At 66.7% G+C, this 23,317-nt stretch carries 28 protein-coding genes; 11 read left to right on the forward strand and 17 right to left on the reverse strand.

What is annotated here, in order from left to right:
- The first annotated feature begins 6 nt into the window (after positions 1-6).
- The 3 genes from SMN802W_RS0101420 (at position 7) to SMN802W_RS0101435 (ending at position 3,142) form a co-directional block, all read left to right on the forward strand.
- Positions 7-1,326, forward strand: a complete 1,320-nt coding sequence (locus tag SMN802W_RS0101420; RefSeq protein ID WP_019515097.1) for an MFS transporter — start codon at positions 7-9, stop codon at positions 1,324-1,326.
- A gap of 276 nt (positions 1,327-1,602) precedes the next feature.
- Positions 1,603-2,127, forward strand: a complete 525-nt coding sequence (locus SMN802W_RS0101430; RefSeq protein ID WP_019515099.1) for a gamma carbonic anhydrase family protein — start codon at positions 1,603-1,605, stop codon at positions 2,125-2,127.
- Positions 2,128-2,167: 40 nt separating this feature from the next.
- Entirely contained in the window at positions 2,168-3,142 is a 975-nt protein-coding gene (locus tag SMN802W_RS0101435; RefSeq protein ID WP_019515100.1) for an NAD(P)H-dependent flavin oxidoreductase, read from the forward strand.
- Between the two features lie 19 nt (positions 3,143-3,161).
- Here the strand turns inward: SMN802W_RS0101435 and SMN802W_RS0101440 are convergent, their stop codons facing one another.
- Both SMN802W_RS0101440 and SMN802W_RS0101445 read right to left on the reverse strand, forming a co-directional pair.
- On the reverse strand, positions 3,162-3,623 hold the full coding sequence (locus tag SMN802W_RS0101440) for a DUF1465 family protein (RefSeq protein WP_019515101.1): 462 nt from the start codon (positions 3,621-3,623) through the stop codon (positions 3,162-3,164).
- A gap of 82 nt (positions 3,624-3,705) precedes the next feature.
- Positions 3,706-3,900: a YdcH family protein gene (locus SMN802W_RS0101445; protein WP_019515102.1), complete on the reverse strand. Its 195-nt coding sequence runs from the start codon at positions 3,898-3,900 to the stop codon at positions 3,706-3,708.
- Positions 3,901-4,096: 196 nt separating this feature from the next.
- Here SMN802W_RS0101445 and SMN802W_RS17740 point away from each other — a divergent pair, with 196 nt between their 5' ends.
- Complete coding sequence (locus SMN802W_RS17740; protein ID WP_019515103.1) at positions 4,097-4,255, forward strand: YdcH family protein; 159 nt, start codon at positions 4,097-4,099, stop codon at positions 4,253-4,255.
- A 61-nt stretch (positions 4,256-4,316) separates the two neighbouring features.
- Here the strand turns inward: SMN802W_RS17740 and SMN802W_RS0101455 are convergent, their stop codons facing one another.
- Genes SMN802W_RS0101455 through SMN802W_RS0101465 form a run of 3 tightly spaced genes read right to left on the reverse strand, consistent with a single transcriptional unit; the run spans position 4,317 to position 6,954 of the window.
- Entirely contained in the window at positions 4,317-5,726 is a 1,410-nt protein-coding gene (locus SMN802W_RS0101455; protein ID WP_019515104.1) for a coniferyl aldehyde dehydrogenase, read from the reverse strand.
- Positions 5,727-5,749: 23 nt separating this feature from the next.
- Entirely contained in the window at positions 5,750-6,190 is a 441-nt protein-coding gene (locus tag SMN802W_RS0101460; protein WP_019515105.1) for a hypothetical protein, read from the reverse strand.
- On the reverse strand, positions 6,187-6,954 hold the full coding sequence (locus tag SMN802W_RS0101465; RefSeq protein WP_019515106.1) for a prepilin peptidase: 768 nt from the start codon (positions 6,952-6,954) through the stop codon (positions 6,187-6,189). The genes SMN802W_RS0101460 and SMN802W_RS0101465 overlap by 4 nt, the downstream gene beginning before the upstream one ends.
- Before the next feature lie 117 nt (positions 6,955-7,071).
- Here SMN802W_RS0101465 and SMN802W_RS0101470 point away from each other — a divergent pair, with 117 nt between their 5' ends.
- On the forward strand, positions 7,072-8,259 hold the full coding sequence (locus SMN802W_RS0101470) for an acetyl-CoA C-acyltransferase (RefSeq protein WP_019515107.1): 1,188 nt from the start codon (positions 7,072-7,074) through the stop codon (positions 8,257-8,259).
- 35 nt (positions 8,260-8,294) lie between these two features.
- On the opposite strand, the gene SMN802W_RS0101475 is transcribed toward SMN802W_RS0101470, so the two are convergent.
- Together SMN802W_RS0101475 and SMN802W_RS0101480 are read right to left on the reverse strand one after the other, a co-directional pair.
- Positions 8,295-9,173, reverse strand: a complete 879-nt coding sequence (locus SMN802W_RS0101475) for an MBL fold metallo-hydrolase (protein ID WP_019515108.1) — start codon at positions 9,171-9,173, stop codon at positions 8,295-8,297.
- 68 nt (positions 9,174-9,241) lie between these two features.
- Positions 9,242-10,321: a branched-chain amino acid aminotransferase gene (locus SMN802W_RS0101480; RefSeq protein WP_019515109.1), complete on the reverse strand. Its 1,080-nt coding sequence runs from the start codon at positions 10,319-10,321 to the stop codon at positions 9,242-9,244.
- A 73-nt stretch (positions 10,322-10,394) separates the two neighbouring features.
- Between SMN802W_RS0101480 and SMN802W_RS0101485 the strand changes: the two genes are divergently transcribed.
- Positions 10,395-10,898, forward strand: a complete 504-nt coding sequence (locus tag SMN802W_RS0101485; RefSeq protein WP_083925515.1) for a MarR family winged helix-turn-helix transcriptional regulator — start codon at positions 10,395-10,397, stop codon at positions 10,896-10,898.
- Between the two features lies 1 nt (position 10,899).
- Here SMN802W_RS0101485 and SMN802W_RS0101490 read toward each other — a convergent pair whose 3' ends face one another.
- The 5 genes from SMN802W_RS0101490 to SMN802W_RS0101510 all read right to left on the reverse strand — a co-directional run bounded on the left by SMN802W_RS0101490 (position 10,900) and on the right by SMN802W_RS0101510 (position 13,951).
- Positions 10,900-11,694, reverse strand: coding sequence for a pyrroline-5-carboxylate reductase family protein (locus SMN802W_RS0101490; protein WP_037522859.1), 795 nt, complete (start codon positions 11,692-11,694; stop codon positions 10,900-10,902).
- A 5-nt stretch (positions 11,695-11,699) separates the two neighbouring features.
- Positions 11,700-12,209, reverse strand: a complete 510-nt coding sequence (locus SMN802W_RS0101495) for a YbjN domain-containing protein (protein WP_026325627.1) — start codon at positions 12,207-12,209, stop codon at positions 11,700-11,702.
- Between the two features lie 64 nt (positions 12,210-12,273).
- A complete protein-coding gene (locus SMN802W_RS0101500; protein ID WP_019515113.1) occupies positions 12,274-12,531 on the reverse strand; it encodes an accessory factor UbiK family protein in 258 nt (85 codons plus the stop codon).
- Positions 12,532-12,558: 27 nt separating this feature from the next.
- Positions 12,559-13,119, reverse strand: a complete 561-nt coding sequence (locus tag SMN802W_RS0101505; protein WP_238560080.1) for a TspO/MBR family protein — start codon at positions 13,117-13,119, stop codon at positions 12,559-12,561.
- Between the two features lie 79 nt (positions 13,120-13,198).
- Entirely contained in the window at positions 13,199-13,951 is a 753-nt protein-coding gene (locus SMN802W_RS0101510) for a TlyA family RNA methyltransferase (RefSeq protein ID WP_019515115.1), read from the reverse strand.
- Positions 13,952-14,185: 234 nt separating this feature from the next.
- Here SMN802W_RS0101510 and SMN802W_RS0101515 point away from each other — a divergent pair, with 234 nt between their 5' ends.
- A complete protein-coding gene (locus tag SMN802W_RS0101515; RefSeq protein WP_019515116.1) occupies positions 14,186-14,851 on the forward strand; it encodes an RBBP9/YdeN family alpha/beta hydrolase in 666 nt (221 codons plus the stop codon).
- On the opposite strand, the gene SMN802W_RS0101520 is transcribed toward SMN802W_RS0101515, so the two are convergent.
- The 4 genes from SMN802W_RS0101520 to SMN802W_RS0101535 all read right to left on the reverse strand — a co-directional run bounded on the left by SMN802W_RS0101520 (position 14,848) and on the right by SMN802W_RS0101535 (position 18,230).
- Entirely contained in the window at positions 14,848-15,243 is a 396-nt protein-coding gene (locus SMN802W_RS0101520) for a hypothetical protein (protein ID WP_019515117.1), read from the reverse strand. The two genes, SMN802W_RS0101515 and SMN802W_RS0101520, sit on opposite strands and share 4 nt — an antisense overlap.
- A 25-nt stretch (positions 15,244-15,268) precedes the next feature.
- The gene (gene dxs / locus SMN802W_RS0101525) at positions 15,269-17,197 is read right to left on the reverse strand and encodes a 1-deoxy-D-xylulose-5-phosphate synthase (RefSeq protein ID WP_026325629.1); all 1,929 of its coding nucleotides are present in this window, start codon (positions 17,195-17,197) and stop codon (positions 15,269-15,271) included.
- A gap of 92 nt (positions 17,198-17,289) precedes the next feature.
- Positions 17,290-17,763, reverse strand: coding sequence for a Fur family transcriptional regulator (locus SMN802W_RS0101530; protein ID WP_019515119.1), 474 nt, complete (start codon positions 17,761-17,763; stop codon positions 17,290-17,292).
- Positions 17,764-17,831: 68 nt separating this feature from the next.
- The gene (locus SMN802W_RS0101535; protein WP_026325630.1) at positions 17,832-18,230 is read right to left on the reverse strand and encodes a MerC domain-containing protein; all 399 of its coding nucleotides are present in this window, start codon (positions 18,228-18,230) and stop codon (positions 17,832-17,834) included.
- Between the two features lie 117 nt (positions 18,231-18,347).
- On the opposite strand from SMN802W_RS0101535, the gene SMN802W_RS0101540 reads away from it, so the two are divergent.
- From SMN802W_RS0101540 to SMN802W_RS16155, 4 genes are all read left to right on the forward strand, one after another.
- On the forward strand, positions 18,348-19,412 hold the full coding sequence (locus SMN802W_RS0101540) for a COX15/CtaA family protein (protein ID WP_019515121.1): 1,065 nt from the start codon (positions 18,348-18,350) through the stop codon (positions 19,410-19,412).
- A 123-nt stretch (positions 19,413-19,535) separates the two neighbouring features.
- Positions 19,536-20,015: a 50S ribosomal protein L13 gene (rplM, locus tag SMN802W_RS0101545; protein WP_019515122.1), complete on the forward strand. Its 480-nt coding sequence runs from the start codon at positions 19,536-19,538 to the stop codon at positions 20,013-20,015.
- Positions 20,015-20,563: a 30S ribosomal protein S9 gene (gene rpsI / locus SMN802W_RS0101550; protein ID WP_019515123.1), complete on the forward strand. Its 549-nt coding sequence runs from the start codon at positions 20,015-20,017 to the stop codon at positions 20,561-20,563. The genes rplM and rpsI overlap by 1 nt, the downstream gene beginning before the upstream one ends.
- A gap of 308 nt (positions 20,564-20,871) precedes the next feature.
- Positions 20,872-21,720, forward strand: a complete 849-nt coding sequence (locus SMN802W_RS16155; protein ID WP_019515124.1) for a hypothetical protein — start codon at positions 20,872-20,874, stop codon at positions 21,718-21,720.
- Positions 21,721-21,789: 69 nt separating this feature from the next.
- Here the strand turns inward: SMN802W_RS16155 and glpK are convergent, their stop codons facing one another.
- On the reverse strand, positions 21,790-23,274 hold the full coding sequence (gene glpK / locus SMN802W_RS0101560) for a glycerol kinase GlpK (protein WP_019515125.1): 1,485 nt from the start codon (positions 23,272-23,274) through the stop codon (positions 21,790-21,792).
- Between the last annotated feature and the right edge of the window lie 43 nt (positions 23,275-23,317).

Consider the following 23,317-nt stretch of genomic DNA (forward strand, 5'->3'; position numbering starts at 1 on the left):
CGCGTCATGATCAATGCCCTCGGGCTCCTAAAACGCCGCAATTTCCTGCCGCTGTTCACCACCCAGTTCCTGGGCGCCTTCAACGACAATCTGTTCAAGCAGGCCATGGTCCTGTTCGCGACCTATGCGATCTTCAACGATCCCAAGGTCGAGCAAAGCTTCAACGCCTTAGCAACGGCGCTGTCGACGCTGCCGTTCCTGCTGTTCTCCGCGCTGGCCGGGCAGTTGGCTGACAGCCACGACAAGGCGCGGATCATCCGCATCGTAAAGACGGCGGAGATCGGCATCATGCTGGTCGGTGCGGCCGGATTACTGGTGGCGCATACCGCGTGGCAGACGACGGGCATCGCGCTGATGCTGGGCGCGGTGTTCCTGCTCGGCATGCACTCGACCTTCTTCGGCCCGATCAAATACGCCATCCTGCCGCAGCATCTCGCGCGCGGCGACGTACTGGGCGGAACGGGTCTGGTCGAGGCGGGAACCTATCTCGCGATCCTGACCGGCACCGTCGTTGCCGGCTGGATCACGCCGCACAGCGCCGCGATCGCGGTCCTGATCTTCGCCGGCATCGGCTGGTTCTCGGGCCGGCAGGTGCCGCCGGCGCCGCGGCTGGGGCCGCCGATCAAGCTCGACCTCAATCCTTTCCGCTCGTCGTGGCAGCTGGTGTCGGCGACGCTGCACATCCCAAGGCTGTTCCTGGCGATCCTCTCGATCAGCTTCTTCTGGACGATCGGCGCGGTGCTGATCATTATTTTCCCGCCGCTCGTGAAGAACGTGCTGACGACCAGTCAGCAGGTCGCGAGCATCTTCACCGGCACGCTGTCGGTCGGCATCGCCATCGGATCTGTCGTCATCAACACGATGTTGAAGGGGCGGATTTCGGCCAGATATGCACCGGCCTCGGTGATCGCGATGGGCGCGTTCGTGGTGCTGTTCTCGCTATTGGTGCGGACGTGGGTGCCTGCCCCGGCGGGGCAGCTTTACGACTGGACCGCGTTCATCGCGCAGCCGCGCGCGGCGCTGGTGCTGCTGGTGCTGCTCGCGATCGCGGTGACCGGCGGCATGTTCGTCGTGCCGCTCTACGCCTTCCTGACCACGACCGTCGCCGAGGATCAGACCGCGCGCACGGTGGCGGCGAACAATGTCGTCAATTCGGGCGCGATGGTGGTGGGTGCTGGCGTCGTCACCGCGATCAGCATGGCGGGCGTCACGGCCGAGGACCTGCTGTTCGTCGTCGCGGCGATGTGCCTGCTGAGCGCATGGCTGGCGCAGAAGCTGCACCGCGCGTGCGACGACGGCTGCCCGGCGGCCGATTGCGCCGGTTAGCCGGGAGTCAAAAGATCAACGTATAAAAGCAGGTGAAGAAAGCGAAAAAGCTGAGCACGAAAAGCTTTATGTCCTGATCGTCGCGCCGCACCTTTGCGATGGGTGCGGGTGGCGGCAAGGTCCGGCGAAAGGGATGACCGGCGGCTTCGTTGGTAAGAACAAGTCTGCGCTTCATGGCGCTGGTAAACGCGACGTTTACGTTTCGGTCGATCCGCACCGTTGGTTAACACGCGTGCCGAAATGGGATGTACGGAAACGGCACAGCAGGAGAGATGGATGCCGCTCTACGCCTTCAAGGGACATCGCCCTACCCGCCATCCTACCGCATGGGTCGCGCCCAGCGCCGACGTTATCGGCGATGTCACCCTGGGTGAGGAGGTCAGCGTGTGGTTCCGTGCCGTGATCCGCGCGGACAACACGCCGATCCCGATCGGCGCGCGCAGCAACGTGCAGGAAGGCGCCATGCTCCACTCCGATCCCGGCTCTCCGCTGACGATCGGCGAGGACGTGACGATCGGTCATCACGCGATCCTGCACGGCTGCACGATCGGCGACCGCGTGCTGATCGGCATGGGCGCCACCGTCTTGAACGGCGCGGTCATCGCGGACGATTGCCTGGTCGGTGCCGGCGCGCTGGTGACGGAGGGCAAGACCTTTCCACCCGGCAGCCTGATCGTCGGCAGCCCGGCCAAGGCCGTCCGCCAATTGGACGAACGCGCGATCGCGATGCTGAAGGTGTCGGCCGCCCATTATGTCGAGAATGGCCGCGCCGCCGCGGCCGAGTTGGAGGAGGTGAAATAGCGCGCTGGACAGTAGCGGGCGCGTCTGCATAACCGGACTTATGTCGAAGCCTGCGATCCTCTCCCGCCTGCGCCTGCCGATCATCGGTTCGCCGTTGTTCATCATCTCGGGACCCGAACTGGTGATCGCGCAGTGCAAGGCCGGGATCGTGGGCTCGTTCCCGGCGCTCAATGCGCGGCCCGCGACCATGCTCGACGAATGGCTGCACCACGTGACCGAGGAGCTTGCCGCACACAATCGCGCCAACCCCGACCGGCCTGCCGCGCCCTTCGCGGTCAATCAGATCGTCCACAAGTCAAACGACCGGCTGGAGCAGGACTTGGCCGTCTGCGCCAAATGGCAGGTGCCGATCACGATTACCTCGCTCGGCGCGCGCGTCGAGGTCAACGACGCGGTGCACGGCTGGGGCGGGATGACGCTGCACGACGTGATCGACGACCGTTTCGCGCGCAAGGCGGTGGAGAAAGGCGCCGATGGCCTGATCGCAGTCGCCGCAGGTGCCGGCGGCCATGCCGGGCGGACCTCGCCCTTCGCGTTGGTGAGCGAGATCAGGCAATGGTTTGACGGGCCGCTTGCCCTGTCGGGTTCGATCGGCACCGGCGATGCGGTGCTGGCGGCCGAGGCGATGGGAGCCGACTTCGCCTATGCCGGTTCGATCTTCATCGCGACCGAAGAAGCGAACGCCGACGACGCCTACAAGCAGGGGATCGTCGAGGGTCGCGCCGCCGATATCGTCTATTCCGACCTGTTCACCGGCGTGCACGGCAATTACCTGCGCGGCTCGATCCAGGCCGCGGGGCTCGATCCCGACAATCTGCCCGCGGGCGACTATAAGACGATGAACTTCGGTGGCGGTGACAATGCCGGCAAGGCGAAGGCGTGGCGCGACATCTGGGGATCGGGCCAGGGCATCGGCGCGATCGACAAGGTCGAGAGCGTCGCCGCGCGGGTCGATCAGCTCGAGCGCGAATATGTCGCCGCACGCGCGCGTCTGGGGCTCGCCGCCTCCGCCTGACGGCTTGAGACCGACCCGCTCAGAACGCGGTCGCGAGTCGGTCCAACATCACGCGTGCCGGGCTTGTACTCGGCAAGCTATGCTCCTGTGCGGCATCCAGCCGGGCGACGCGGCGGTGCAGGTCGATGCTGCCTGCGATCATGCGCTGCGCCTCGATCGGCAGATCGACCGCGACAATCGGCTCGGTTGCGGGGGCTTCCCCCAACCGGCGTGACGGCTCGGTCGCCTGTGCCGCCGACAACTCGCCCGCCAGCACCGCGCGCTGTGTCAGCAGCCAGGCGATGACATGCATCAGCCGCGTCGTGACCTTGAGCGATTCGCAGCTGAACGACACACGTGTCATCGGCGACAGCATCTCGCGCTCCAGCCGCCCGATCTCGTCGAAGTAACTGCGCGCTTCGTCGGCGAGCAACATCGCCTCGACATAGATCGAATCGATCAGCCGGCGATGGATGCGGTCGTCGGGAAATCGGTGCAGCATGATTCAGGCTCGTGCCATAGCGCGCGGGCGGGCACCATCGCGCGATCGTCGGGCGCTGCGGTGGCGCAGTATCATTTCGGGATCAGGCGATGCTGTCGGGCATCAGATAGTCTTCAAGCTCGCTGATCTCGTCGCGAAGCCTGAGCTTGCGTTTCTTCAACCGGGCGAGTTGCAGCTGATCGGGCACGCCGCCCGCGAGCGCAGCGATCGCGCTGTCGAGGTCACGATGCTCGATCCTGAGCAGGTTTAGCCGCGCGAGAATATGCTGTTCGTCCACCCGCTTACGCCCCCCTGCCCGCATCGTTGCGCACTCGCACGCTTCTTATAGCCTGCGCGCGTGCGCTTGTGCAGCAAATCGCACCTCGTCGCAGCTACACCGCGGCCGATCGTTTGAACGTGATTTGTCACGAGACTTTCACACGATTTGGTGGTTCACTCCCTGGTCTCATTCAACCACGAAGGAGGAAAGAGCGATGCAGACTGCGTATGTGCAGGCACTTGAGGCGAAGCACGCCACACTCGACCAACGCATTCACGCCGAGTCGCAGCGACCCATGCCGGACGACACGGTGATCGCGGAGCTGAAGAAGCAGAAGCTGCGGTTGAAGGAAGAGATCATCGCGGCGCATTGACCGCCCGCGCGGCCTGGCGGGGGCGATCCGCCGGGCCTTGCCGCCGCGTTGGAACGAGCCGCTACCGTTTCATCTGCTGCGCAATCCCGCGCCTCGTCGCCGCGCCATAGGGCGGCGTCAGTCCGGCGAGCTTCGCGACATCGATCCTCGGTTGCCGGTACACTGCCTTGGTGTGACTGAACGTGCGGAAGCCGTCACGTCCGTGATAGCTGCCCATCCCCGATGGTCCCACGCCGCCGAAAGGCAGATCCTCCATCGAGACGTGAAAGATCACGTCGTTGATCGTCACCCCGCCCGAAATCGTCCGATCGAGCACGCGACGCTGCTCGCACTCGTCCTCGCCGAAATAATAAAGCGCCAGCGGGCGGTCGCGGCGGTTCACCTCGTCGATCGCGCCGTCCAGTGTCTCGTAGCGCCGGATCGGCAGGACGGGGCCGAAGATTTCCTCCTGCATCAGCGTCATGTCGTCGGTCACGTCGCGCACGATCGTCAACGGCATCTTGCGGCTGTTCGATGCGGCGAAATCCTCGTTCGCCGGATTGACCACTTCGACTCGTGCGCCTTTCGCGCGCGCGTCCTCGATCCAGTCGGTCAGTCGCTGATGATGGCGATCGTTGATGATCGCGGTGTAGTCGGGGTTCGCCAGCAGCGTCGGATACATCGCTGACGCCGCACGCCGCAGTCCGTCGACGACCGCCTGCTCCTGCTCCGCTCGCACCAGCATATAGTCGGGCGCGAGGCAGATCTGCCCTGCGTTCAGCATCTTGCCGAGCGCGACCCGCTCGGTTGTGCGCGTGATGTCGGCGCTTTCTCCCACGATCACCGGCGACTTGCCGCCGAGTTCGAGCGTGACTGGCACCAGGTGATCGGCGGCGGCGTGGAGGATGTGGCGCGCGATGCCAGTCGCGCCGGTGAATAGCAGGTGATCGAACGGCAGCGCGGCAAAGGCGGCACCGATCTCTGGTCCGCCCTCGACGAAGGCGAGCTCCTCGCCCGCGAAATATTGCGCGGCGATCTCCGCCATCAGCGCGCCCGTCGCGGGCGTGAACTCGCTCAGCTTCACCATCGCGCGATTACCCGCCGCAAAGATGCCGGCAAGCGGCGACATGACGAGGTTCACGGGAAAATTCCATGGCGCGATCACGCCGACCACACCCTTGGGTTGATACTCGACCGCGGCCCGCGCGCCCAGCAGCCCAAGCGGAAATTGCACGCGACGCTTTTCCGGGCGTGCCCATTCGTCCAGATGCTTGATGGCGTGGCGGATCGGCGCGATCGAACTCGCGACGTCGGTCATCATCGACTGTTCGCGGCTGCGATGGCCGAAATCCTCTGACAAGGCGTCGCACAGTCGAGCGGCATGGTCCGACACCATCGCCGCGGCACGCGTCAACCGATCGCGGCGAACCGACAAGGGTTCCGGGAGTGCCGCGGTGAACGCGGAACGCTGAGCCTCCAACAGGTCACGCATTACCTCTCCCTCTTCCCATCGATTCAGCTCGCGCAGCCGATCATCCCCGCGAGCGGCATGATGACACCGTCCTTGCCCGCACGCTCCACCAGCAGCGTCGCATCGGACACGATCGCCCCCTGCGCCAGATCGGCGCGACGCGTGATCGTCATGGTAAGCGTCGCCGCGGTGTCGCCCGCAACGTAGCGCGCCTGATCGGCGAAACCGAGGTCCGCCGCCGACTTGCCCGATGCGCGCGCGTAATCGCGCACCTGGCCGTCGAGCGCGATCCGCAGCGTGCCTGGGTCCGCGACGGCCATCGCAACGAGCGTCCGCGTCGCGCCGGTGCTGAACAGATAGGCGGCGCAGCCCTTGGCGGGCAACGACTGCCGCCCGATCCCGCCGATCGGATAACCGTCGATCGAGGACGGCAGGCGCGGATCGGCGGCGGCGAGCGCGGGCGCGAGCAGGAACGCGAAGATCATGAGGCGAGGAGTACCATGACCAGCCACGCCGGGTAAGCCGCCAGCCCGAGGAAGGTGCCGAACGGCAGCGCCGTATCGGCCGCGATCGCTCGTCCCCGCGTCGACTGGAACAGCGCAACGCCTAGCCCCACCAGCCCGGCGAGCAGCAGCACCGCGGGCAGCATCCGCCAGCCAAGCCACAGACCGATGGCACCGAACAGCTTCGGGTCGCCGCCGCCCAGCCCCTCTCGCCCGCGCACGCGCCGATAGCCCTCCCCAACAAGCCACAAGGCCGCAAACCCGCCTGCACCGCCGATCAAGCGGTCGGCGAGCGGCGGCGCACAGAAGGTCGCGCTGCCAAGTCCGGCGAGCGCGAGCACCGCGACCAGCGGGTCGGGCAACCAGAGTTCGGCCGCGTCGAGCGCGGCGAGCGTCAGCAGCACCCACCCGAACACCGCGCCTGCGACGCCCTGCGAGCCCGGCGCCGCCAGCATCGAGACCACCCCGATCGCCGCACAGCCAAGCTCGAGCCCAAGATGGCGCGGATCGATCGTCTGGCCACAGGCGCGGCATCGTCCGCGTGCGACGACCGCGCTGACGATCGGGACCAGCTCCCACGCAGCCAGCGTTCGACCGCAACCGTCGCAAACGGAGCGCCCGCGCAGCACCGAGCGACCTTCGGGCCAGCGCACCACGATCGTCGACAGGAAGCTGCCCGCGATCGCTCCGCCCACGCCGCCCAGCATGCCGAGCAGGGTCGTCGATCCGCCCAGCATGTCGAACATGTCCTCCGCTTCTCCGCTTGCCGCCGCCCTATGGCAATCGCGCGATCCATATCTTAGGTGCAGTGCAGCAACCAGCGTCGGCACGACATAGGCCGACCGTCCAGCAGGAGCATGTCCATGGCCACCGATCCCGTCGTCATCCTATCCTATGCCCGCACGCCGATGGGCTCGATGCAGGGCAGCCTTGCGGGCGCGAGCGCGCCGCAACTGGGCGCAACCGCAGTGAAGGCGGCCGTCGAGCGCGCCGGCGTGAGCGCGGAGGCGGTCGAGCGCATCTACATGGGCAACGTGCTGTCCGCCGGCCTGGGCCAGGCGCCCGCGCGGCAAGCTGCGATCTTCGCCGGGCTGGGCGAGCATGTCGAAGCGACCACGCTCAACAAGATGTGCGGATCGGGGCTGCAGGCCGCGATCATGGGTGCCGAGGCGCTCGGTGCCGGCTCGATCGACCTGCTCGTCGCCGGCGGCATGGAGAGCATGACCAACGCGCCCTATCTGTCAAAGGCGCACCGCGGCGGCGCACGCATCGGGCACGATCGCCTGTTCGACCACATGTTCCTCGACGGGCTGGAAGACGCCTATGAGCCCGGCAAGGCGATGGGCGTGTTCGCGGAGGAAACTGCGCAGGAGTATCAGTTCACCCGAGAGTCGCAGGACGATTTTGCGATCCGGTCGCTCGAGCGCGCGCAGGCGGCGCAGAAATCGGGCGCATTCGACCGCGAGATCGTCGCCGTAGAGATCACCGGTCGCAAGGGCACCACGACGGTCAGCCTCGACGAACAACCTGCCAAGGGTGATGTCGCCAAGATTCCGACGCTTAAGGCTGCATTTGCCAAGGACGGTACGATCACCGCCGCGAATGCCTCGTCGATCTCCGACGGTGCGGCGGCACTTGTCATGACGCGGCTGTCGGTTGCCGAGCGGCTGGGGATCAAGCCGGTCGCACGCGTCGTGGCCCACGCCGCGCACGCGCACGCACCCGCGCGCTTCACCACCGCGCCGGTCGCGGCGATGCGCAAGGCGCTGGAGCGGGCCGGCTGGAGCAAGGACGAGGTCGACCTGTTCGAGGTCAACGAGGCGTTCGCCTGCGTCGCGATGATCGCGATGCGTGACTTGGGCCTCGATCACGAGAAGCTGAACGTCAACGGCGGTGCCTGCGCGCTGGGTCACCCGATCGGCGCATCGGGCGCACGTGTGTTGGCGACGCTGCTGGGCGCTTTGGAGAACCGCGGTGAGAAGCGTGGACTCGCCTCGCTGTGCATCGGCGGCGGCGAAGCCGTGGCGATGGCGGTCGAACTGATGAACTGACCTGACCCGCGCTCCCGTTGGATCGGGAGCGCGGGTTATCGCCGTTCGGGCTGGAAGGCGTAACCTGCGCCCGAACGGACGACATAGCCGACACCCGGATAGGGAAAGTGCCCGGCGAAGATGCGCTGGTGTGTTGCCGCCAGTTGCGCAAGTTCGGCAACGCGCGTCCGCTCGCCCTGCGGTTTGTCGCCATCATATTGGATCGGCCACGCCGGCTGCGCGAGCGAGACGACCGCGCTATGCGCCAGGTCGCCGATGACGAGCAGGCTCTGCTTGCCCGAGGTGATCCGATAGCCGCTGTGTCCCGGCGTGTGACCGGGAAGCGCGACCGCGATGATCCCCGGCAAAACCGTCGCGCCCGGCTCGAAGGTAGTCACCTGCGCCTTGATGGCTGGCACCACGTCCATGCCGCGACCCTGCTGGATCGACTGCCACTCAGGTGCGGAGAGGTGCACGACCGCCTTGGGAAAGGCAGGCTTGCCGTTCGCATCGCCCAGCCCGCCGACATGGTCGGGGTGGCCGTGGGTGATCAGCACATCGGTGATCTGATCGGGGGCGACCCCGGCCTGCGACAGGCTTTGCATCAGCGTTCCGCCGACCTTCGGACCCAGCCCGGTGTCGATCAGCACTAGCCGGCCCGGCAGCCTCACCAGCAGTTGATCAACGCCGAGTGTGATCGAATCGGCCGGCGCGTCACGCGTGCGTAGCACCTGCGCCACTTCGGCCGGGGTGTGGCCGAGGCCGAACGTCTTGCCGTCGTTCGGCACCACGTTGACCGCATCGCGCAGCGACACGACCTCCACCGCACCGACACGGAACGTGGTGGCCGCCGGTCCAACCGCGCGCGGCGCGGCGGACACCGCAACCGCGGCGAAGGCAGCGCCGAGGGCAAGCGAGGCGAGCGGGCGAATCATGGAAAGCGTCCTCTGAGTGGTGTCAGAGACGGAATGACCGAGCCGCGCGCGCGTTCCCGCTTGCCGGATCAGGCGAGCACCGGCTCGCGCCAGCCATGCGGATCGGGCGCGCGCCCGCGCTGGATCGCGTTCAGCGTGTCGAGGATGCGCTGCGTCGTCTGACCCGTCGCGCCACTGCCGATGGTGAATTCATAACCCGGCCCTGCCGCGCGGCCGATCGGCGTGACGACCGCGGCGGTGCCACAGGCGAAGCTTTCGACCAACCGCCCGCTCGCTGCATCGTCGCGCCATTGCTCGATCGAGTACATCTCCTCGCGCACCACCATCCCTTCGTCGCGCGCGAGGCGAAGGATCGAGTCGCGCGTGATGCCGGGCAGGATCGTGCCGGTCAGCGGCGGTGTCTGGATCGAGCCGTCATCGAACACGAAGAAGATGTTCATGCCGCCCAGTTCCTCGATCCAGCGACGCTCGGCCGCATCGAGGAAGACGACCTGATCGTAACCGCGGCGGATCGCCTCCTGCTGCGCGACGAGACTGGTCGCGTAATTGCCGCCGCACTTTGCGGCACCAGTGCCGCCTGCGCCCGCGCGCGTGTAGTCGTGGCTGACCCACAGCGACACGGCGCGCGCGCCGCCCTTCCAATATGCGCCGACCGAAGAGGCGAGCACCATGTAGATGTACTGCGCCGCCGGTTTGACGCCCAGGAACACCTCCGACGCGATCATGAACGGGCGCAGGTAGAGCGAGCCCTCCGCGCTGGTCGGGATCCAGTCGCGGTCGGTCTTCACCAGTTCGTGGATCGACTGGAGGAACAGCTCGTCGGGCAACTCCGGCATCGCCATGCGGCGCGCGGAGGCACGAAACCGCTCGGCGTTCGCGCGCGGGCGGAACAGCGACACGCTGTCGTCCTCCTGCCGGTACGCCTTCATGCCCTCGAAGATTTCCTGTGCGTAATGGAGCACGGCCGACGCCGGGTCCATCGTCAGCGGTGCACGCGCGGTGATGCGGCCGTCGTGCCAGCCCTGCTCCTCGTTATAGAACAGCACCGCCATGTGATCGGTGAAGACGCGCCCGAATACCGGGTCCACCAGTCGCGCGGCACGGTCCTCGATCGAGACGGGGGTAGGGTGACGTTCAAGCGCGAACACAGGGGTTCCTCCAGTTCTGATCCGCCGCAAAGCGGGTTGCGGACGGTTATGGGCGATGGCAAAGCCGGTCAACATGACTGCCCCACCCCAGCCCGCCCCTTCCCAGATCGCGTCGCCGCAGTTTCTTCGGGAGCCCGAGCTGCGTCGAGGCTTGGAGCTGCTCTACTTCGGGAACAGCCATATTACACGCGCGATCGACCAGGGCCTGGCGAAACAGGGGCTGGGCCGCGCGCATCACCGCGCCTTGTACTTCATCGCGCGCCGGCCCGACATGCCGGTCAGCGAGTTGCTCGCACTGCTCAACATCACCAAGCAATCGCTCGGCCGCGTGCTGAACGAGTTGATCGAACGCGACTTTGTCGACACGCGGCCGGGCGAGCGCGATCGGCGGCAGCGGCTGCTGCGCCTGACCGAGGCGGGCGCGGCGTTGGAGGCGCAATTGTTCGACGCGCTGCGCGAGCGGCTGTCGGCGGCCTATTCGCGCGCCGGCATGAATGCGGTGACGGGGTTCTGGGCCGTGCTCGAAGGACTGATCCCGGCGGAGGAAATGCCGCGCGTCGAGGCGCTGCGGCGCTGATTTAGCCGCGTCGCTCGGCCGCCATGGCGCGGCCGCGGTGGATGGCGGCTTCCAGCGTGCGGGTCAGCAAGGTGGCGAGCGCGCGGTCGGCGTCGAGCACGTTCAACCCCTGCCGCGTCATGCCGCCGGGACTGGCGACCGCATCGGCCAGCGCCGCGGGCGTCCGTTCGTTCGCTGCCGCCATCTGCGCCGCTCCCGACACGGTGGTCATCGCGACGGCGGCGGCATCGGCGCGCGCAAGGCCCATCATCTCTCCGGCGGCGCTGAGCGCATCGATGAAGCGGAACAGAAATGCCGGCCCCGTCCCTGACAGCGCACCGGCGGCCTCGAATGCGTCGGCGTCATCGAACCAGCGTACGAGGCCGAGCGGCGCCATCAAGGCGTCGACCCGCGCCCGCGCGGTGTCACTGACGTCAGGAGCGTGGACCGCGACGACGCCCTGCCCGATCTCGACCGGCAGGTTCGGCATCACGACGACCGGTTCGGGTCCGGGAAAGCGCGTGCGCAGCATCGCCGCGTCGACGCCGGCGAGCATCGAAATGATCACGGATGCCGCGGCGACACGCACCGCATGGCGAACGGCCACCTCGTCAAGTTGCTGCGGCTTAACGCCCAGGATGACGAGATCGGGCGCGCCGTCCTCGGGCAGATCGCGCGCCTGGATGACGCCCGCGGGCAGATCACGATCGCCGCGGTTGACGACGTGAACGTCCTGCGCGCGCACCACGCCGCTCGCGATCCAGCGACGGAGCATGGCACCGGCCATGTTGCCGCAGCCGATCATCCACAATCGCATCGCGCTCACGCCTCGCCGTGCGTTTCGACCATCGCGGCGGCGATCGCCTCGGCGGGTGTCTTGCCGCCCCACAGCACGAACTGGAACACCGGATAGAAGCGCTCGCACTCGTCGATCGCGGTTTCGATCATCAGCTCGGCAGCGGTCAGCGACAGGCTGGGCTCATCGTCGACCGAATCGACCAAGGTCGCGTTGCGGTACAGCAGGATGCCGCTCGACGACCAAAGCTCGAAATGACCGAGCCAGAGCTGCTCGTTCACGAGCGCGAGCGTCTCCCAGATCGCGGGTCGACGATCCTCGGTCACCTTGACGTCGGGGAAGGCGAGGAACTGCAGCACGCCGTCTTCCTCGCGGAACAGCGCGCGCAGTTCATACTCGGTCCAGCTGCCCTTGATCGTCGCGGTGATTTCCTCATCGTGGCGATCACACGTCCAGCCGTGTGCGAGGAAATACGACTCGAGCATCTCGAGCGGCGCCTCGCGTTCGGGTTCCAGGTCAGCTTCGTCGAGCATCATCGACGTCATCGCACATCGGCGCGAAAAACGGAAAGGGGCTGGTGAAAGCGGGGCAGCGTGCGCCTCAGCCGTTCTGCGGCTTGTTCGCCGCCTCCAACGCGTCGAGCCGCGCGCGCAAAGCGTCATTCTCGTCGCGCGCCGCCGCCGCCATCGCCTTTACCGCCTCGAACTCGTCGCGGCTGACGAAATCAAGCCCGCCGACCCATTCACGCATCCGGTCACGCGCGCCCGCCTCAGCCTCGCGCCCGACGCCCGCCAACGTGCCGGCGGCACCGTTGAACAATTTGGCGAGGTCGCCGAAGATCTTGTTTTCCGTCTGCATGGCGCGTGTCGCTCTCGTTGATAAGTGTCAGCGTAACATCTGGGATGTTCCACCCGCCGGCACAACCGTGTCCGCATCGGGGTTCAATCGCGCGATCTGCCAGTTGAGTACGCCCGCGAAGGCGATCCATGCGAGGTACGGCAGCATCAACGCCGCAGCGCTGGGTCGAAACCGCGCGAATACCCAAGTCGTCGCCAGCGACAACGCGAAGATCAACGCGATCACCAGCAGCGCCGCGCCGACCTTGTGCGCGCCAAAGAACAGCGGCGTCCAGGCAAGGTTGAGCGCGAACTGCGCCGCGAACAGGATGACGCCGACGACACGCAGCGGCGCGCCGCGCGCCGACAGGGCGATCGCCAGCGCGAAGCCGATCAGAATATAGAGGACGGTCCAGGCGACGGGAAAGACCCAGCCCGGTGGGGTAAAGGCTGGTTTGGCGAGCGCGACATACCACGCGTTCTCGGCTCCGGCCGGTACGCTGCGCCCCGACAGAAAGCCGAGCAACAGCACGAGCGGCACGACAAACGCGGCCCAGCGCACGAACGACATCCGCAACTGGCCCCTGGACGCGATCGAACCCAATTTCATCCCCTTTCGGTCGTGTCGCCGGTGCACGATCGCCGCGCGCGCGTAAACCACCTATTACGCACCCACGTTCCGGGTCGGATCAATCAGCCGGTGGCAGGGCGGGCAGCGTGGCGGCGATCAAAAATTCGACGTTGCCGTTCGGGCCGGTGATCGGGCTCTCGACGATGCCCTGCACCGCCCATCCGCGCGCGGTAAACCAGTCGGCAACCTCTTGACAGACACGTGCGTGGACCTGCGCATCACGCACGACGCCGCCCTTCCCGACTTCGCCTCGCCCCGCCTCGAACTGCGGCTTGATGAGCGCGAGCGCGCGCCCGCCCGGACGCGCGAAACCGAGCGGCACGTCGAGCACCTTGGCCAAACCGATGAAACTGGCGTCGCAGATGACGAGGTCGATGCCCTCAGGCACGTGCGCGTGGGTCAGGATACGCGCGCTGGTCTGTTCGTGGACGATGACGCGCGGGTCCTGCCGCAGCTTCCACGCCAGCTGATTGCTGCCGCTGTCGACCGCATAGACGCGCGACGCGCCACGGGTCAGGAGCACGTCGGTGAAGCCACCGGTCGACGATCCGACGTCGATCGCGACCACTCCCGCCACATCCCAGCCGAAGTGATCGAGCCCGTGCGCCAGCTTCACCCCGCCGCGTGACACCCAGGGGTGATCGCGTCCGCGTACGTCGAGTAAGGCATCGTCGGCGAGTGCCTGCCCCGGCTTGTCGATTTTTCGATCACCGACAAACACCAGCCCTGCCATGATCAGCGCCTGCGCACGCGCACGCGATTCGACGAGGCCGCGGTCCACCAGCATCTGATCGGCGCGTTGCTTTGCCATCGTGCCGCCTTACCGCGTCGCGCCCGCCGGCTGACAGCGTTTTCAGCATAATTCACCAAAACGCCTCATCGCGTCCGCGTGTCGTCTCATGCGAAATGCTGCACTGCACGATTGTCCATCGAGTTAGTAGGTAATACTTTTTGGACGAGGCCGCGGTGGTGCCGACCCCTAGACTGCGCCGCGGCCTCGCCCTGCCGGCCCATCCTGACGCGCCGGCGAACAAGGAGGTGACGCATGGCTCGCGCGATGTCCGACCTGGCAGTGACGCCGACGATCCTCACCGTACCCGGCCTCGGCGGCTCCGGCCCCGCGCACTGGCAAAGCTTGTGGGAAAAGAGCCGCCCTGACACGCGGCGCGTCGATCTCGGCATGTGGGATCGACCGCACCGCAACACCTGGGTTACCAAGCTCGATCAGGCGATCTCGTCGGCGCGTGCGCCCGTGATCCTCGTCGCGCACTCGCTCGGCTGCATCGCGGTCGCCTGGTGGGCGGCGATGAGCCCGCAGCCTTACGGCTGGCCGGTCGCGGGCGCGCTGCTCGTCGCCCCGGCCGATGTCGACCGCGCCAACGTCGCCGCCGAGCTCGCGCCCTTTGCTCCCGCGCCGAAGCAGCCGCTGCCATTCCCCTCGATCGTGGTCGCATCGGGTGACGATCCCTGGATCGACCCGGCGCGCGCGCACAGCCTGGCGGTCGACTGGGGCAGTCATTTTGTCGACGCAGGGTTTCACGGTCACCTCAATGCCGCGAGCGGGCTGGGGCGCTGGCCGGAAGGCCTCGAACTGCTCGATCGTGTCGCCGCCGCCGCCGGTGGGCCACATGGAGAGGCCCGGTCACCCGGCGACGCGCGGATGATCCTGTCGCTACCAACGACGCGCGACGATCGCCTGCCGCTCGGCTAGGCGGAGCACTGCGCGTCGGCGTAGCGGACCAGCGCCGCAACGTCGGGCAACGCCGGGACGACACGGCCGCCCGCGATTGCGCCGGGATCGAGCCGGCGGACGACCTCCGTTGCAAGATCCTCGATCTCGCCACTGTCGAGCTTGAGGAAGCGTTTGAGCGTATCCTCGGGCCGGGGCACCACGCCCTCACCGTAGAATGGCGCGACCGCGGCGCGCACCGCTGGCGCGACGCGTGGGTCGCAGTCGGTGAACACCGCATCGAAGTCCTCGGCGGTCCAGGCGGCACGCACCGCCCGCGCGTGACGGACGCGGCGCACCATGGTCCAGTTCACCCACAGCAGTCCGACGACGTACAGCGTGGTCAGCGCCGCGACCTTCTGCCACCCGGTCATTCAGCGCGCACCCGGTCGACGTAGGTCAGGCGCTCGCTGCCTGCCCCGCGTCGCCGACCTCATTATAGCGTAGCGCCTTCAGCACCGTTTCGACGATGGCGTCGGCGTCTAGCCCGGCCTGCGCATATTGCACCTCGGGCTTGTCCTGGTCCTGAAACAGGTCGGGCAGTCGCATCGTGCGAATCTTCAGTCCCGCATCGGTCAACCCCTCGTCTGACGCCATCGTCAGCACATGTGCGCCGAGCCCGCCGACCGCATTCTCCTCGATCGTCACCGCAACCTCGTGGCTGGTCAGCAGGCGGCGGATCAACGCATTGTCGAGCGGCTTGGCGAAACGCAGGTCGGCGACCGTCGTCGACAGTCCGCGCGCCTCCAGCGTGTCGGCCGCACGCATCGCCTCGCCGAGGCGGGTGCCGAGCGACAGGATCGCGACCTTCTTGCCCTCGCGCACGATCCGTCCCTTGCCGATCTCGAGCAGCTCGGGCGTTTCGGGCAAGGCGACGCCGGTGCCGTTGCCGCGCGGGTAGCGCACTGCGATCGGTCCGGAATCATGTTCGACGCAGGTATGGACCATGTGGACCAACTCGGCCTCGTCCGCCGCCGCCATGACGACGAAATTGGGCAGCGTCGCCAGATAGGTCACGTCGAAGCTGCCGGCATGAGTCGCCCCGTCCGCGCCGACCAGTCCCGCGCGGTCGATCGCGAAGCGCACCGGCAGATTCTGGATCGCCACGTCGTGGATGACCTGATCATAGGCGCGCTGAAGGAAGGTCGAGTAGATCGCCGCGAACGGCCGCATGCCTTGCGCGGCCAGCCCGGCGGCAAAGGTCACCGCATGCTGCTCGGCGATGCCGACGTCGAAGAAGCGGTCGGGATAGGCTTGCGCGAACTTGTCCAGCCCGGTCCCCGACGGCATCGCCGCGGTGATCGCGCAGATGCGGGGGTCGCTCGCCGCCTCGCGGGTCAGCGCCTCGCCGAAGACGTTCTGATATTGCGGCGGTCCCGGCGGTGCCTTTGCCTGAGTACCGGTAATGACATCGAACTTCTGCACGCCATGGTACTTGTCCGCCGCGGCCTCGGCCGGAGCGTAGCCCTTGCCCTTCTTGGTCACGACATGAACCAGGATCGGGCCTTCCTCGGCGTCGCGCACGTTTTCCAGCACGGGGATCAGATGCTCTAGGTTGTGGCCGTCGATCGGGCCGACGTAGTAGAAGCCCAGCTCCTCGAACAGCGTGCCGCCCATCGTCATCCCGCGAGCGAACTCGTCGGTCTTGCGCGCGGCGGAGTGGAACGGGCGCGGCAGCTTGCGCGCCACCCTCTTCATCAACTCCCGCAAGCTCAGGAACTCGCGGCTCGAAACCATGCGCGACAGATAGGCCGAGAGCCCGCCGACCGGCGGTGCGATCGACATGTCGTTGTCGTTCAGGATCACGACCAGCCGGTTGCCCGCCGCCTCGGCGTTGTTCATCGCCTCATAGGCCATGCCGGCGCTCATCGCGCCGTCGCCGATCACCGCGATGCCCTTGCCCGGCGTGCCTGCCAGCTTGTTGGCGACCGCGAAGCCCAGAGCGGCGGAGATCGAGGTTGACGAGTGCGCCGCGCCGAACGGGTCGTACTCGCTTTCGCTACGCTTGGTGAAGCCCGACAGCCCGCCGCCCTGACGCAGCGTGCGGATGCGGTCGCGTCGCCCGGTCAGGATCTTGTGCGGATAGCATTGGTGCCCGACGTCCCAGATCAACCGGTCGCGCGGCGTGTCGAACACGTAGTGGATCGCGGTGGTCAGCTCGACCACGCCAAGGCCCGAACCGAGATGCCCGCCGGTCGTACCGACCGCGGAGATCGTCTCCTGTCGCAATTCGTCGGCCAGTTGCGGCAGTTGCTCCGGCGAGAGCTTGCGGAGGTCGGCGGGGGTGTGGACGGTGTCGAGCAGCGGCGTCACGGGAACATTGGCCATCGCGGCCGAATATACCAGCGTCACCCTCGTGTCGATTGCAACGATCTACCAGCCCGATCAGCGCGGTAGCAGCTTCCGACGGACGCTGTTCCTCAGTTGCTGGCGGCGGCCGAGCAGGCGGCGCAACGGCCGCGCACCTCGATGACTGGGCGCTCGGGCGTGAACCCCGCGTCAGTGGCGGCGGTGCGGACCGCGGCGGTGATGCGATCATTGTCGAGATGCGTCGTCGTGCCGCAGCCATCGCACACGAGGAAGATGCAGTCGTGGCGACAGTTGGGGTGCGTGTTGGCGACATAGGCGTTCTCGCTCTCGACCCGTCGTGCCAGATTGTTGCCGACGAAAAGATCGAGGATGCGGTAGACGCTGTTGGCGGCGACGCGCCGGTCCTGCGCCAGCGACACCGCCTCCGCGATGTCATAGGCAGACGCAGGGCGGCTGAACCCGGCAAGCGCGGTGAAAACGCTCTCGCGCATCTGCGTCCACTGCTCGCCCGATTGCTCCAGCTGCGCCTGCGCCGCGCGGGTCAATTCCTCGCCGCCGCGCTCGTGATGATCGTGCCCCGCCATGGGGTGCGAGATAGGGTGATCGTGGGTGCGCGGCAAGCTGTCCGCGGCTCGCGCGATCCGCGGGCCGCTCAGGCGTGACGGTGCCGATTGAGCGCGTGTCCGGTGGCGAGCACAACGACGCCCACGATCGTCAGCGCCGTCTCGGCCAGATGGTGTACGCCGTGCGGCGCGATCACCGCCGCGGCCATCATCGCCAGCCCGGCGCCACCCAGCAATAGCGGCAGCGGCCGACCATGCGCCATCACGCCCTTCCCGAACGCGACCGCGCCGATCAGGATCGCCAGCACCAGTCCGACCTCGTGGATGATCGGATTGCCCAGCAACCCGCCCGCGGTCGACAGCACCGCCACCATGACGGTGGTCGCGACGCAATGCACCAGGCACGCCGCCGACAGACCGATCGCCCAGCGATCAAGCCGACTGGCACCGGCTGCCGCCGCATCGGTCGAGGTGGTCTGTTGCGCCATTGCGGCCTGATCTAGGTCCATTCGAGCAAAGATACAATATCACATCGCGGGAAAACGTGCTCCCGTCCGATGATGCGAACTGATCGACGCGGCATGGCGCACATTGTATGAAGGGCCATGCTACAGGCGACACCCGGATATTCGACAACGGCGCGCCCGCTCGCGATCGCGCGCTGGCTCTACGTGGTGGCGGCGCTGATCGTCGCGATGGTGGTGGTCGGGGGCATCACACGCCTGACCGAATCGGGGCTGTCAATTACCGAGTGGAAGCCGATCAGCGGCATCATTCCACCGCTCACCACGGCGCAATGGCAGGCAGAATTCGCCAACTACCAGCGCATTCCCGAATATCAGCAGCTCAACCGCGGCATGACGCTGGACGGGTTCAAGGCGATCTTCTTCTGGGAATATCTGCACCGCGTGCTCGGTCGCGTGATCGGCATGGCATTCGCGCTGCCACTGATCTGGTTCGCGCTGCGCCGCCGTATTCCGCACGGCTATGGCTGGCGGCTTTGCGCGCTGCTGGCGCTTGGCGGGCTGCAGGGTGCGATCGGCTGGTGGATGGTCGCCTCCGGCCTGTCGGTCAGGACCGACGTCAGCCACGTGCGGCTGGCCGTCCACCTTATCACCGCGCTGACGATCCTCGCCGGGATCGTGTGGACCGCGCGCGACCTCGCCGCTCTGGCTGCGTCGCCGCTTGCGCACCCTGCCCGCCTGACGATTGGTGCGGCCGCCGTGCTGCTGCTGCTGTTCACGCAGATCACCTATGGGGCATTCACCGCCGGGCTCGATGCCGGCTATGCCTTCGCCAGCTGGCCGCTGATGGGCGACGCGTTGTTTCCCGCGGGCGTGCCGATGCTCAATCCCGGCGCGGCCAACCTCGTCGACAACCCGATCGTGGTGCAGTTCATCCATCGCTGGTTCGCCTTCGCCGCCGCAGCCGGGTTGCTGTGGCTGGCGTGGCGGGTGCGGCAACGCGGTCACCTGCGCGCGGCTGCAGCCGTCGTGGCGCTGGTCGCCCTGCAGATCACACTGGGTATCGCCACGCTGCTGAGCGGGGTCGAGATCGTGGTCGCGGTCGCGCACCAGGCGAATGCCGCGTTGCTGCTGATCGCGACCATCGTTGCTGCGCACACGCTCAACGCATCACCCGATCAACGCTTTTATAGCCAGGTATCATAATACCCGTCAGCAAAGCCGCCGAAACCTTGACTTGGACGGGGATCGGCGGCAGTTGGCCGGCAACGACGCGCGGGGCATCCTCGCCGCGTCGCTTTCCTTCGGTTCATAAAGGTCACGAAGCCCATGAAGGCGCTGATGAAGACCACCAAGTCGGCCAAGCCGCACGAGGTGGAGAAGAAGTGGCACATCGTCGATGCGGAGGGCCTGGTGGTCGGTCGCGCCGCGGTGGTGATCGCCAACGTGCTGCGCGGCAAGCACAAGACCAGCTTTACCCCCCACGTCGATTGCGGTGACAATGTCATCGTCATCAACGCGGACAAGATCCGCTTCACGTCGAACAAGGCGGAGAAGAAGATCTATTACAAGCACACCGGTTATGCCGGCGGCATCAAGGGCGTGACCGCGGCCAAGGTGCTCGAAGGCCGCTTCCCCGAGCGCGTGCTCGAGAAGGCTGTCGAGCGCATGATCCCGCGTGGTCCGCTCGGCCGTGAGCAGATGCGCCACCTGCGCATCTTCAAGGGCACCGAGCATCCGCACGAAGCCCAGAACCCCGAGGTTCTCGACATCGCCGGCATGAGCCGCAAGAACAAGGTGGGCGCATAATGTCCGACAATCGCCAGTCCCTTTCCGATCTCGGCGCCGCGCTGCAGCAGCAGTCGACCGCCGCGCAGGACTCGTCCGACAACCAGGCCGACGCCTACATGGCGGGCCAGATCGAAGAGCCGGTGCAGCGCGCCCCGCTGCGTGCGCAGGAGCTCGACAAGTACGGTCGCGCCTACGCCACCGGTCGCCGCAAGGACGCGGTCGCCCGCGTGTGGTTGAAGCCGGGTTCGGGCAAGATCACCATCAACGGTCGCGATCAGGAAACCTATTTCGCGCGTCCGACGCTGCGCCTCGTCATCAACCAGGTGTTCGGCATTACCGAGCGCGAAGGCCAGTATGACGTGATCTGCACCGTCAAGGGCGGCGGCCTGTCGGGTCAGGCCGGCGCGGTCAAGCACGGCATCAGCCAGGCGCTGACCAAGTACGAGCCGATCCTGCGCTCGCCGGTCAAGGCCGCAGGCTTCCTGACGCGCGACCCGCGCGTCGTCGAGCGCAAGAAGTACGGCCGCGCGAAGGCACGCCGCAGCTTCCAGTTCTCGAAGCGCTAAGGTTCAACCTTCCCGGTTGTACATGGGGGCGGTCCGGCAACGGGCCGCCCTTTTCGTTGACGTGCTGTTGCGGGGTTCGCCACTTCAAATGCGCCCCGCTGTCGAAAGAGAGAGCAGCCGTTCGCCCGAATGCCTCCCCGCGTTCTTACGAGCAACAGCATCCTGCCCGAGCCGGCGTGTCCGCAGAGGGCAATCAGCCAAGCGGACTAGGAGAAAGGCACCGTCGAGGTGGTGCGGAACACCATCTGTCTTGGTGACGTTCATCTGCCAAGCGCTACATATGCGAGTTTAACGACCAAGACGAAGCGATGAAGGCAAGCAAGTATCTCTGCTGGAGCCTGACAGGTGGCCTGGCCGTCGCCCTGTCCGGCTGCATGACCCCGCCGGTGCCGGTGCAGCCGCCACCCGTCGTCGCCACGCTGCCTCCGCCGCCGCCGTCGATGCCGGCGGGTGGCTACGTCGGCATGAAGAGTCCGGCGAAGCGCGCCGATGGCACCTATGGCACGCCCAACCTCAACAACACCGATCAGGCCGCCGTCTGGCACCTGCGCAATGCGTTGAACGTCGCCGCGCTGGGCTGCGAACAGGCCGGTGGCGGTGTCATCGAGCCATATAACAGTTGGATCACGTCGCACGCCGCCGTGCTCGATCGATACTACCATGCCTACATCAAGGAGTGGCAGGAGACAGGTTGGGGGGACTGGGAACGCGTCTATGACGACAATCAGACGCGCATCTACAATTTCTACGCACAACCGGCGATGCGGACAGCCTTTTGCGCGGTGGCGCGCAACGAGGTCACGCAGATCGGTCAGGTCGCCGACGACGATCTGGTTGCCTTTGCCCGAGCATCGCTGCTGCGACTGGATCGGCCGTTTGTCGAATTTTATGCGGCCTATGATGCATGGCGCAACTATTACGACCCGGCTCCACCACCCGTCGTCCGCACGGTCGACGTGCCGGTGACGCCGCCATCCGTCGTCAGCACCGTCCAGCCGGTCGCGGAACCTCCGACAACAGCGGCGGCTGCAAGCGACAACGTTTCTATGGAGAGTGGCACGGTCCCATCGATGGCTACACCGGTTGGGGAAACCTCGGTAAACCCGAGCGCTCACCTCAGTAGCGAGGCGCGCTCCTTTGCGGACATGCAGCCTTGAGCTTGAGTGTCGCCCACAACTTCGATTCATCCAAACTGCCTGAGTCCTTCACAGCGCAACATACCATCTTCACGCCAACGTCCGCCTGAGCGCGTCGCGCCAGCCCGCGATCAGCGGCGCGCGCGCCTCGGCCGTCATCTTCGGTTCGAAACATTGTTCGCGCGACCACAGCCGCTCGAGTTCGTCCAGCCCCGACCACACGCCCGTCGCCAGCCCGGCGTGGAATGCCGCCCCGCGGGCGGTCGTCTCCAGATCGTCGGGACGCTCGACCGGCACCTCGAGCAGGTCGGCGAGGAACCCGCATAGCCAGTCATTCGCCGCCATCCCCCCATCGACACGCATCGTCGCGGGGCGCGCGCTGCCGTCCGCCACCATCGCCTCCACCAGGTCCATCGTCTGATAGCCCACCGCCTCCAGCGCCGCACGCGCGAGATGCGCCTGCGTCGCGCCAAGCGTGAGCCCGAAGATCGCGGCGCGTGCATCCGGATCCCAATGCGGCGCGCCCAAGCCGACGAAGGCGGGCACCATGTAGACGCCGTGACTGTCGGGCACCTCCGTCGCCATGTCGTTGGTCTCGCTGGCGTGGGTGATGACCCCGATCCCGTCGCGCAGCCACTTGATCGCGGCGCCGGCGACGAAGATCGATCCCTCCAGCGCATAGGTCGTGCGTCCGTTCAGCCGGTAAGCGGGCGTCGTCAGCAGCCGGTTCTCCGACGCGATGGCCTCCTCGCCGGTGTTCAGGAGCATGAAGCAGCCGGTGCCATATGTGGACTTAGCCATGCCGCGCGCGAAACATGCCTGTCCAAACAGCGCCGCCTGCTGATCGCCCGCGATCCCCGCGATCGGTATCGACGCGTCGAACAGCCCGTCCGCCGTGTGGCCAAAGATGTGGGCGTTGTCGTGCACCTCGGGCAGGAGCGACATCGGCACGTCCAGTAGCTGGCACATCTGCTCGTCCCAGCATCCGTCGCGAATGTTCCACAGCAAGGTGCGTGAGGCATTGGTGACATCGGTGCCATGGACCTTGCCGCCGGTTAGCCGCCACAGAAGGAACGAGTCGATCGTCCCGAAGGCGAGTTCCCCTGCCTCTGCCCGCGCGCGTGCGCCGTCGACATGGTCGAGAATCCAGGCGAGCTTCGTGCCCGAGAAATATGGGTCGAGCAGCAGGCCGGTACGCGCGCGAACATCATTCTCATGACCATCCGCCTTCAAACGCGCGCAGGTCTCCGCGGTGCGGCGGTCCTGCCAGACGATCGCATTGTGGATCGGCTTGCCGGTGGCGCGATCCCAGACGAGCGTGGTCTCGCGCTGGTTGGTGATGCCGATGCCCGCGATCCGTTCCGCCCCTACCCCGCTGTCAGCGATCGCCTGCCGTGCGGTGGCGAGCACGTCACGCCAGATATCCTCGGGATCATGCTCGACCCAGCCGGGTGCTGGATAGTGTTGCGCGAACTCGGTCTGCCCGCTGGCGACGCGCGTTGCCGATGCATCAAAGACAATGCTGCGGGTCGAGGTGGTTCCCTGATCGATCGCCAATATATGCGTCTTCGCCATCGCTCACCCTCTCAATCACGCAGGCAGCAGCAGTCGCGCGCTT

Origin of the sequence: Sphingomonas sp. Mn802worker (assembly GCF_000382485.1) — a bacterium.
Taxonomy (GTDB): domain Bacteria; phylum Pseudomonadota; class Alphaproteobacteria; order Sphingomonadales; family Sphingomonadaceae; genus Sphingomonas.

What these genes read in the sequence shown, in the direction of transcription:
- SMN802W_RS0101420 (WP_019515097.1), top strand. Translation starts at nt 7, where the DNA reads ATGATCAATGCCCTCGGGCTCCTAAAACGCCGCAATTTCCTGCCGCTG.
- SMN802W_RS0101430 (WP_019515099.1), top strand. Translation starts at nt 1,603, where the DNA reads ATGCCGCTCTACGCCTTCAAGGGACATCGCCCTACCCGCCATCCTACC.
- SMN802W_RS0101435 (WP_019515100.1), top strand. Translation starts at nt 2,168, where the DNA reads ATGTCGAAGCCTGCGATCCTCTCCCGCCTGCGCCTGCCGATCATCGGT.
- SMN802W_RS0101440 (WP_019515101.1), bottom strand. Translation starts at nt 3,623, where the DNA reads ATGCTGCACCGATTTCCCGACGACCGCATCCATCGCCGGCTGATCGAT.
- SMN802W_RS17740 (WP_019515103.1), top strand. Translation starts at nt 4,097, where the DNA reads ATGCAGACTGCGTATGTGCAGGCACTTGAGGCGAAGCACGCCACACTC.
- SMN802W_RS0101455 (WP_019515104.1), bottom strand. Translation starts at nt 5,726, where the DNA reads ATGCGTGACCTGTTGGAGGCTCAGCGTTCCGCGTTCACCGCGGCACTC.
- SMN802W_RS0101460 (WP_019515105.1), bottom strand. Translation starts at nt 6,190, where the DNA reads ATGATCTTCGCGTTCCTGCTCGCGCCCGCGCTCGCCGCCGCCGATCCG.
- SMN802W_RS0101465 (WP_019515106.1), bottom strand. Translation starts at nt 6,954, where the DNA reads ATGTTCGACATGCTGGGCGGATCGACGACCCTGCTCGGCATGCTGGGC.
- SMN802W_RS0101470 (WP_019515107.1), top strand. Translation starts at nt 7,072, where the DNA reads ATGGCCACCGATCCCGTCGTCATCCTATCCTATGCCCGCACGCCGATG.
- SMN802W_RS0101475 (WP_019515108.1), bottom strand. Translation starts at nt 9,173, where the DNA reads ATGATTCGCCCGCTCGCCTCGCTTGCCCTCGGCGCTGCCTTCGCCGCG.
- SMN802W_RS0101485 (WP_083925515.1), top strand. Translation starts at nt 10,395, where the DNA reads ATGACTGCCCCACCCCAGCCCGCCCCTTCCCAGATCGCGTCGCCGCAG.
- SMN802W_RS0101490 (WP_037522859.1), bottom strand. Translation starts at nt 11,694, where the DNA reads ATGCGATTGTGGATGATCGGCTGCGGCAACATGGCCGGTGCCATGCTC.
- SMN802W_RS0101495 (WP_026325627.1), bottom strand. Translation starts at nt 12,209, where the DNA reads ATGATGCTCGACGAAGCTGACCTGGAACCCGAACGCGAGGCGCCGCTC.
- SMN802W_RS0101500 (WP_019515113.1), bottom strand. Translation starts at nt 12,531, where the DNA reads ATGCAGACGGAAAACAAGATCTTCGGCGACCTCGCCAAATTGTTCAAC.
- SMN802W_RS0101505 (WP_238560080.1), bottom strand. Translation starts at nt 13,119, where the DNA reads ATGAAATTGGGTTCGATCGCGTCCAGGGGCCAGTTGCGGATGTCGTTC.
- SMN802W_RS0101510 (WP_019515115.1), bottom strand. Translation starts at nt 13,951, where the DNA reads ATGGCAAAGCAACGCGCCGATCAGATGCTGGTGGACCGCGGCCTCGTC.
- SMN802W_RS0101515 (WP_019515116.1), top strand. Translation starts at nt 14,186, where the DNA reads ATGGCTCGCGCGATGTCCGACCTGGCAGTGACGCCGACGATCCTCACC.
- SMN802W_RS0101520 (WP_019515117.1), bottom strand. Translation starts at nt 15,243, where the DNA reads ATGACCGGGTGGCAGAAGGTCGCGGCGCTGACCACGCTGTACGTCGTC.
- dxs (WP_026325629.1), bottom strand. Translation starts at nt 17,197, where the DNA reads ATGGCCAATGTTCCCGTGACGCCGCTGCTCGACACCGTCCACACCCCC.
- SMN802W_RS0101530 (WP_019515119.1), bottom strand. Translation starts at nt 17,763, where the DNA reads ATGGCGGGGCACGATCATCACGAGCGCGGCGGCGAGGAATTGACCCGC.
- SMN802W_RS0101535 (WP_026325630.1), bottom strand. Translation starts at nt 18,230, where the DNA reads ATGGCGCAACAGACCACCTCGACCGATGCGGCGGCAGCCGGTGCCAGT.
- SMN802W_RS0101540 (WP_019515121.1), top strand. Translation starts at nt 18,348, where the DNA reads ATGCTACAGGCGACACCCGGATATTCGACAACGGCGCGCCCGCTCGCG.
- rplM (WP_019515122.1), top strand. Translation starts at nt 19,536, where the DNA reads ATGAAGGCGCTGATGAAGACCACCAAGTCGGCCAAGCCGCACGAGGTG.
- rpsI (WP_019515123.1), top strand. Translation starts at nt 20,015, where the DNA reads ATGTCCGACAATCGCCAGTCCCTTTCCGATCTCGGCGCCGCGCTGCAG.
- SMN802W_RS16155 (WP_019515124.1), top strand. Translation starts at nt 20,872, where the DNA reads ATGAAGGCAAGCAAGTATCTCTGCTGGAGCCTGACAGGTGGCCTGGCC.
- glpK (WP_019515125.1), bottom strand. Translation starts at nt 23,274, where the DNA reads ATGGCGAAGACGCATATATTGGCGATCGATCAGGGAACCACCTCGACC.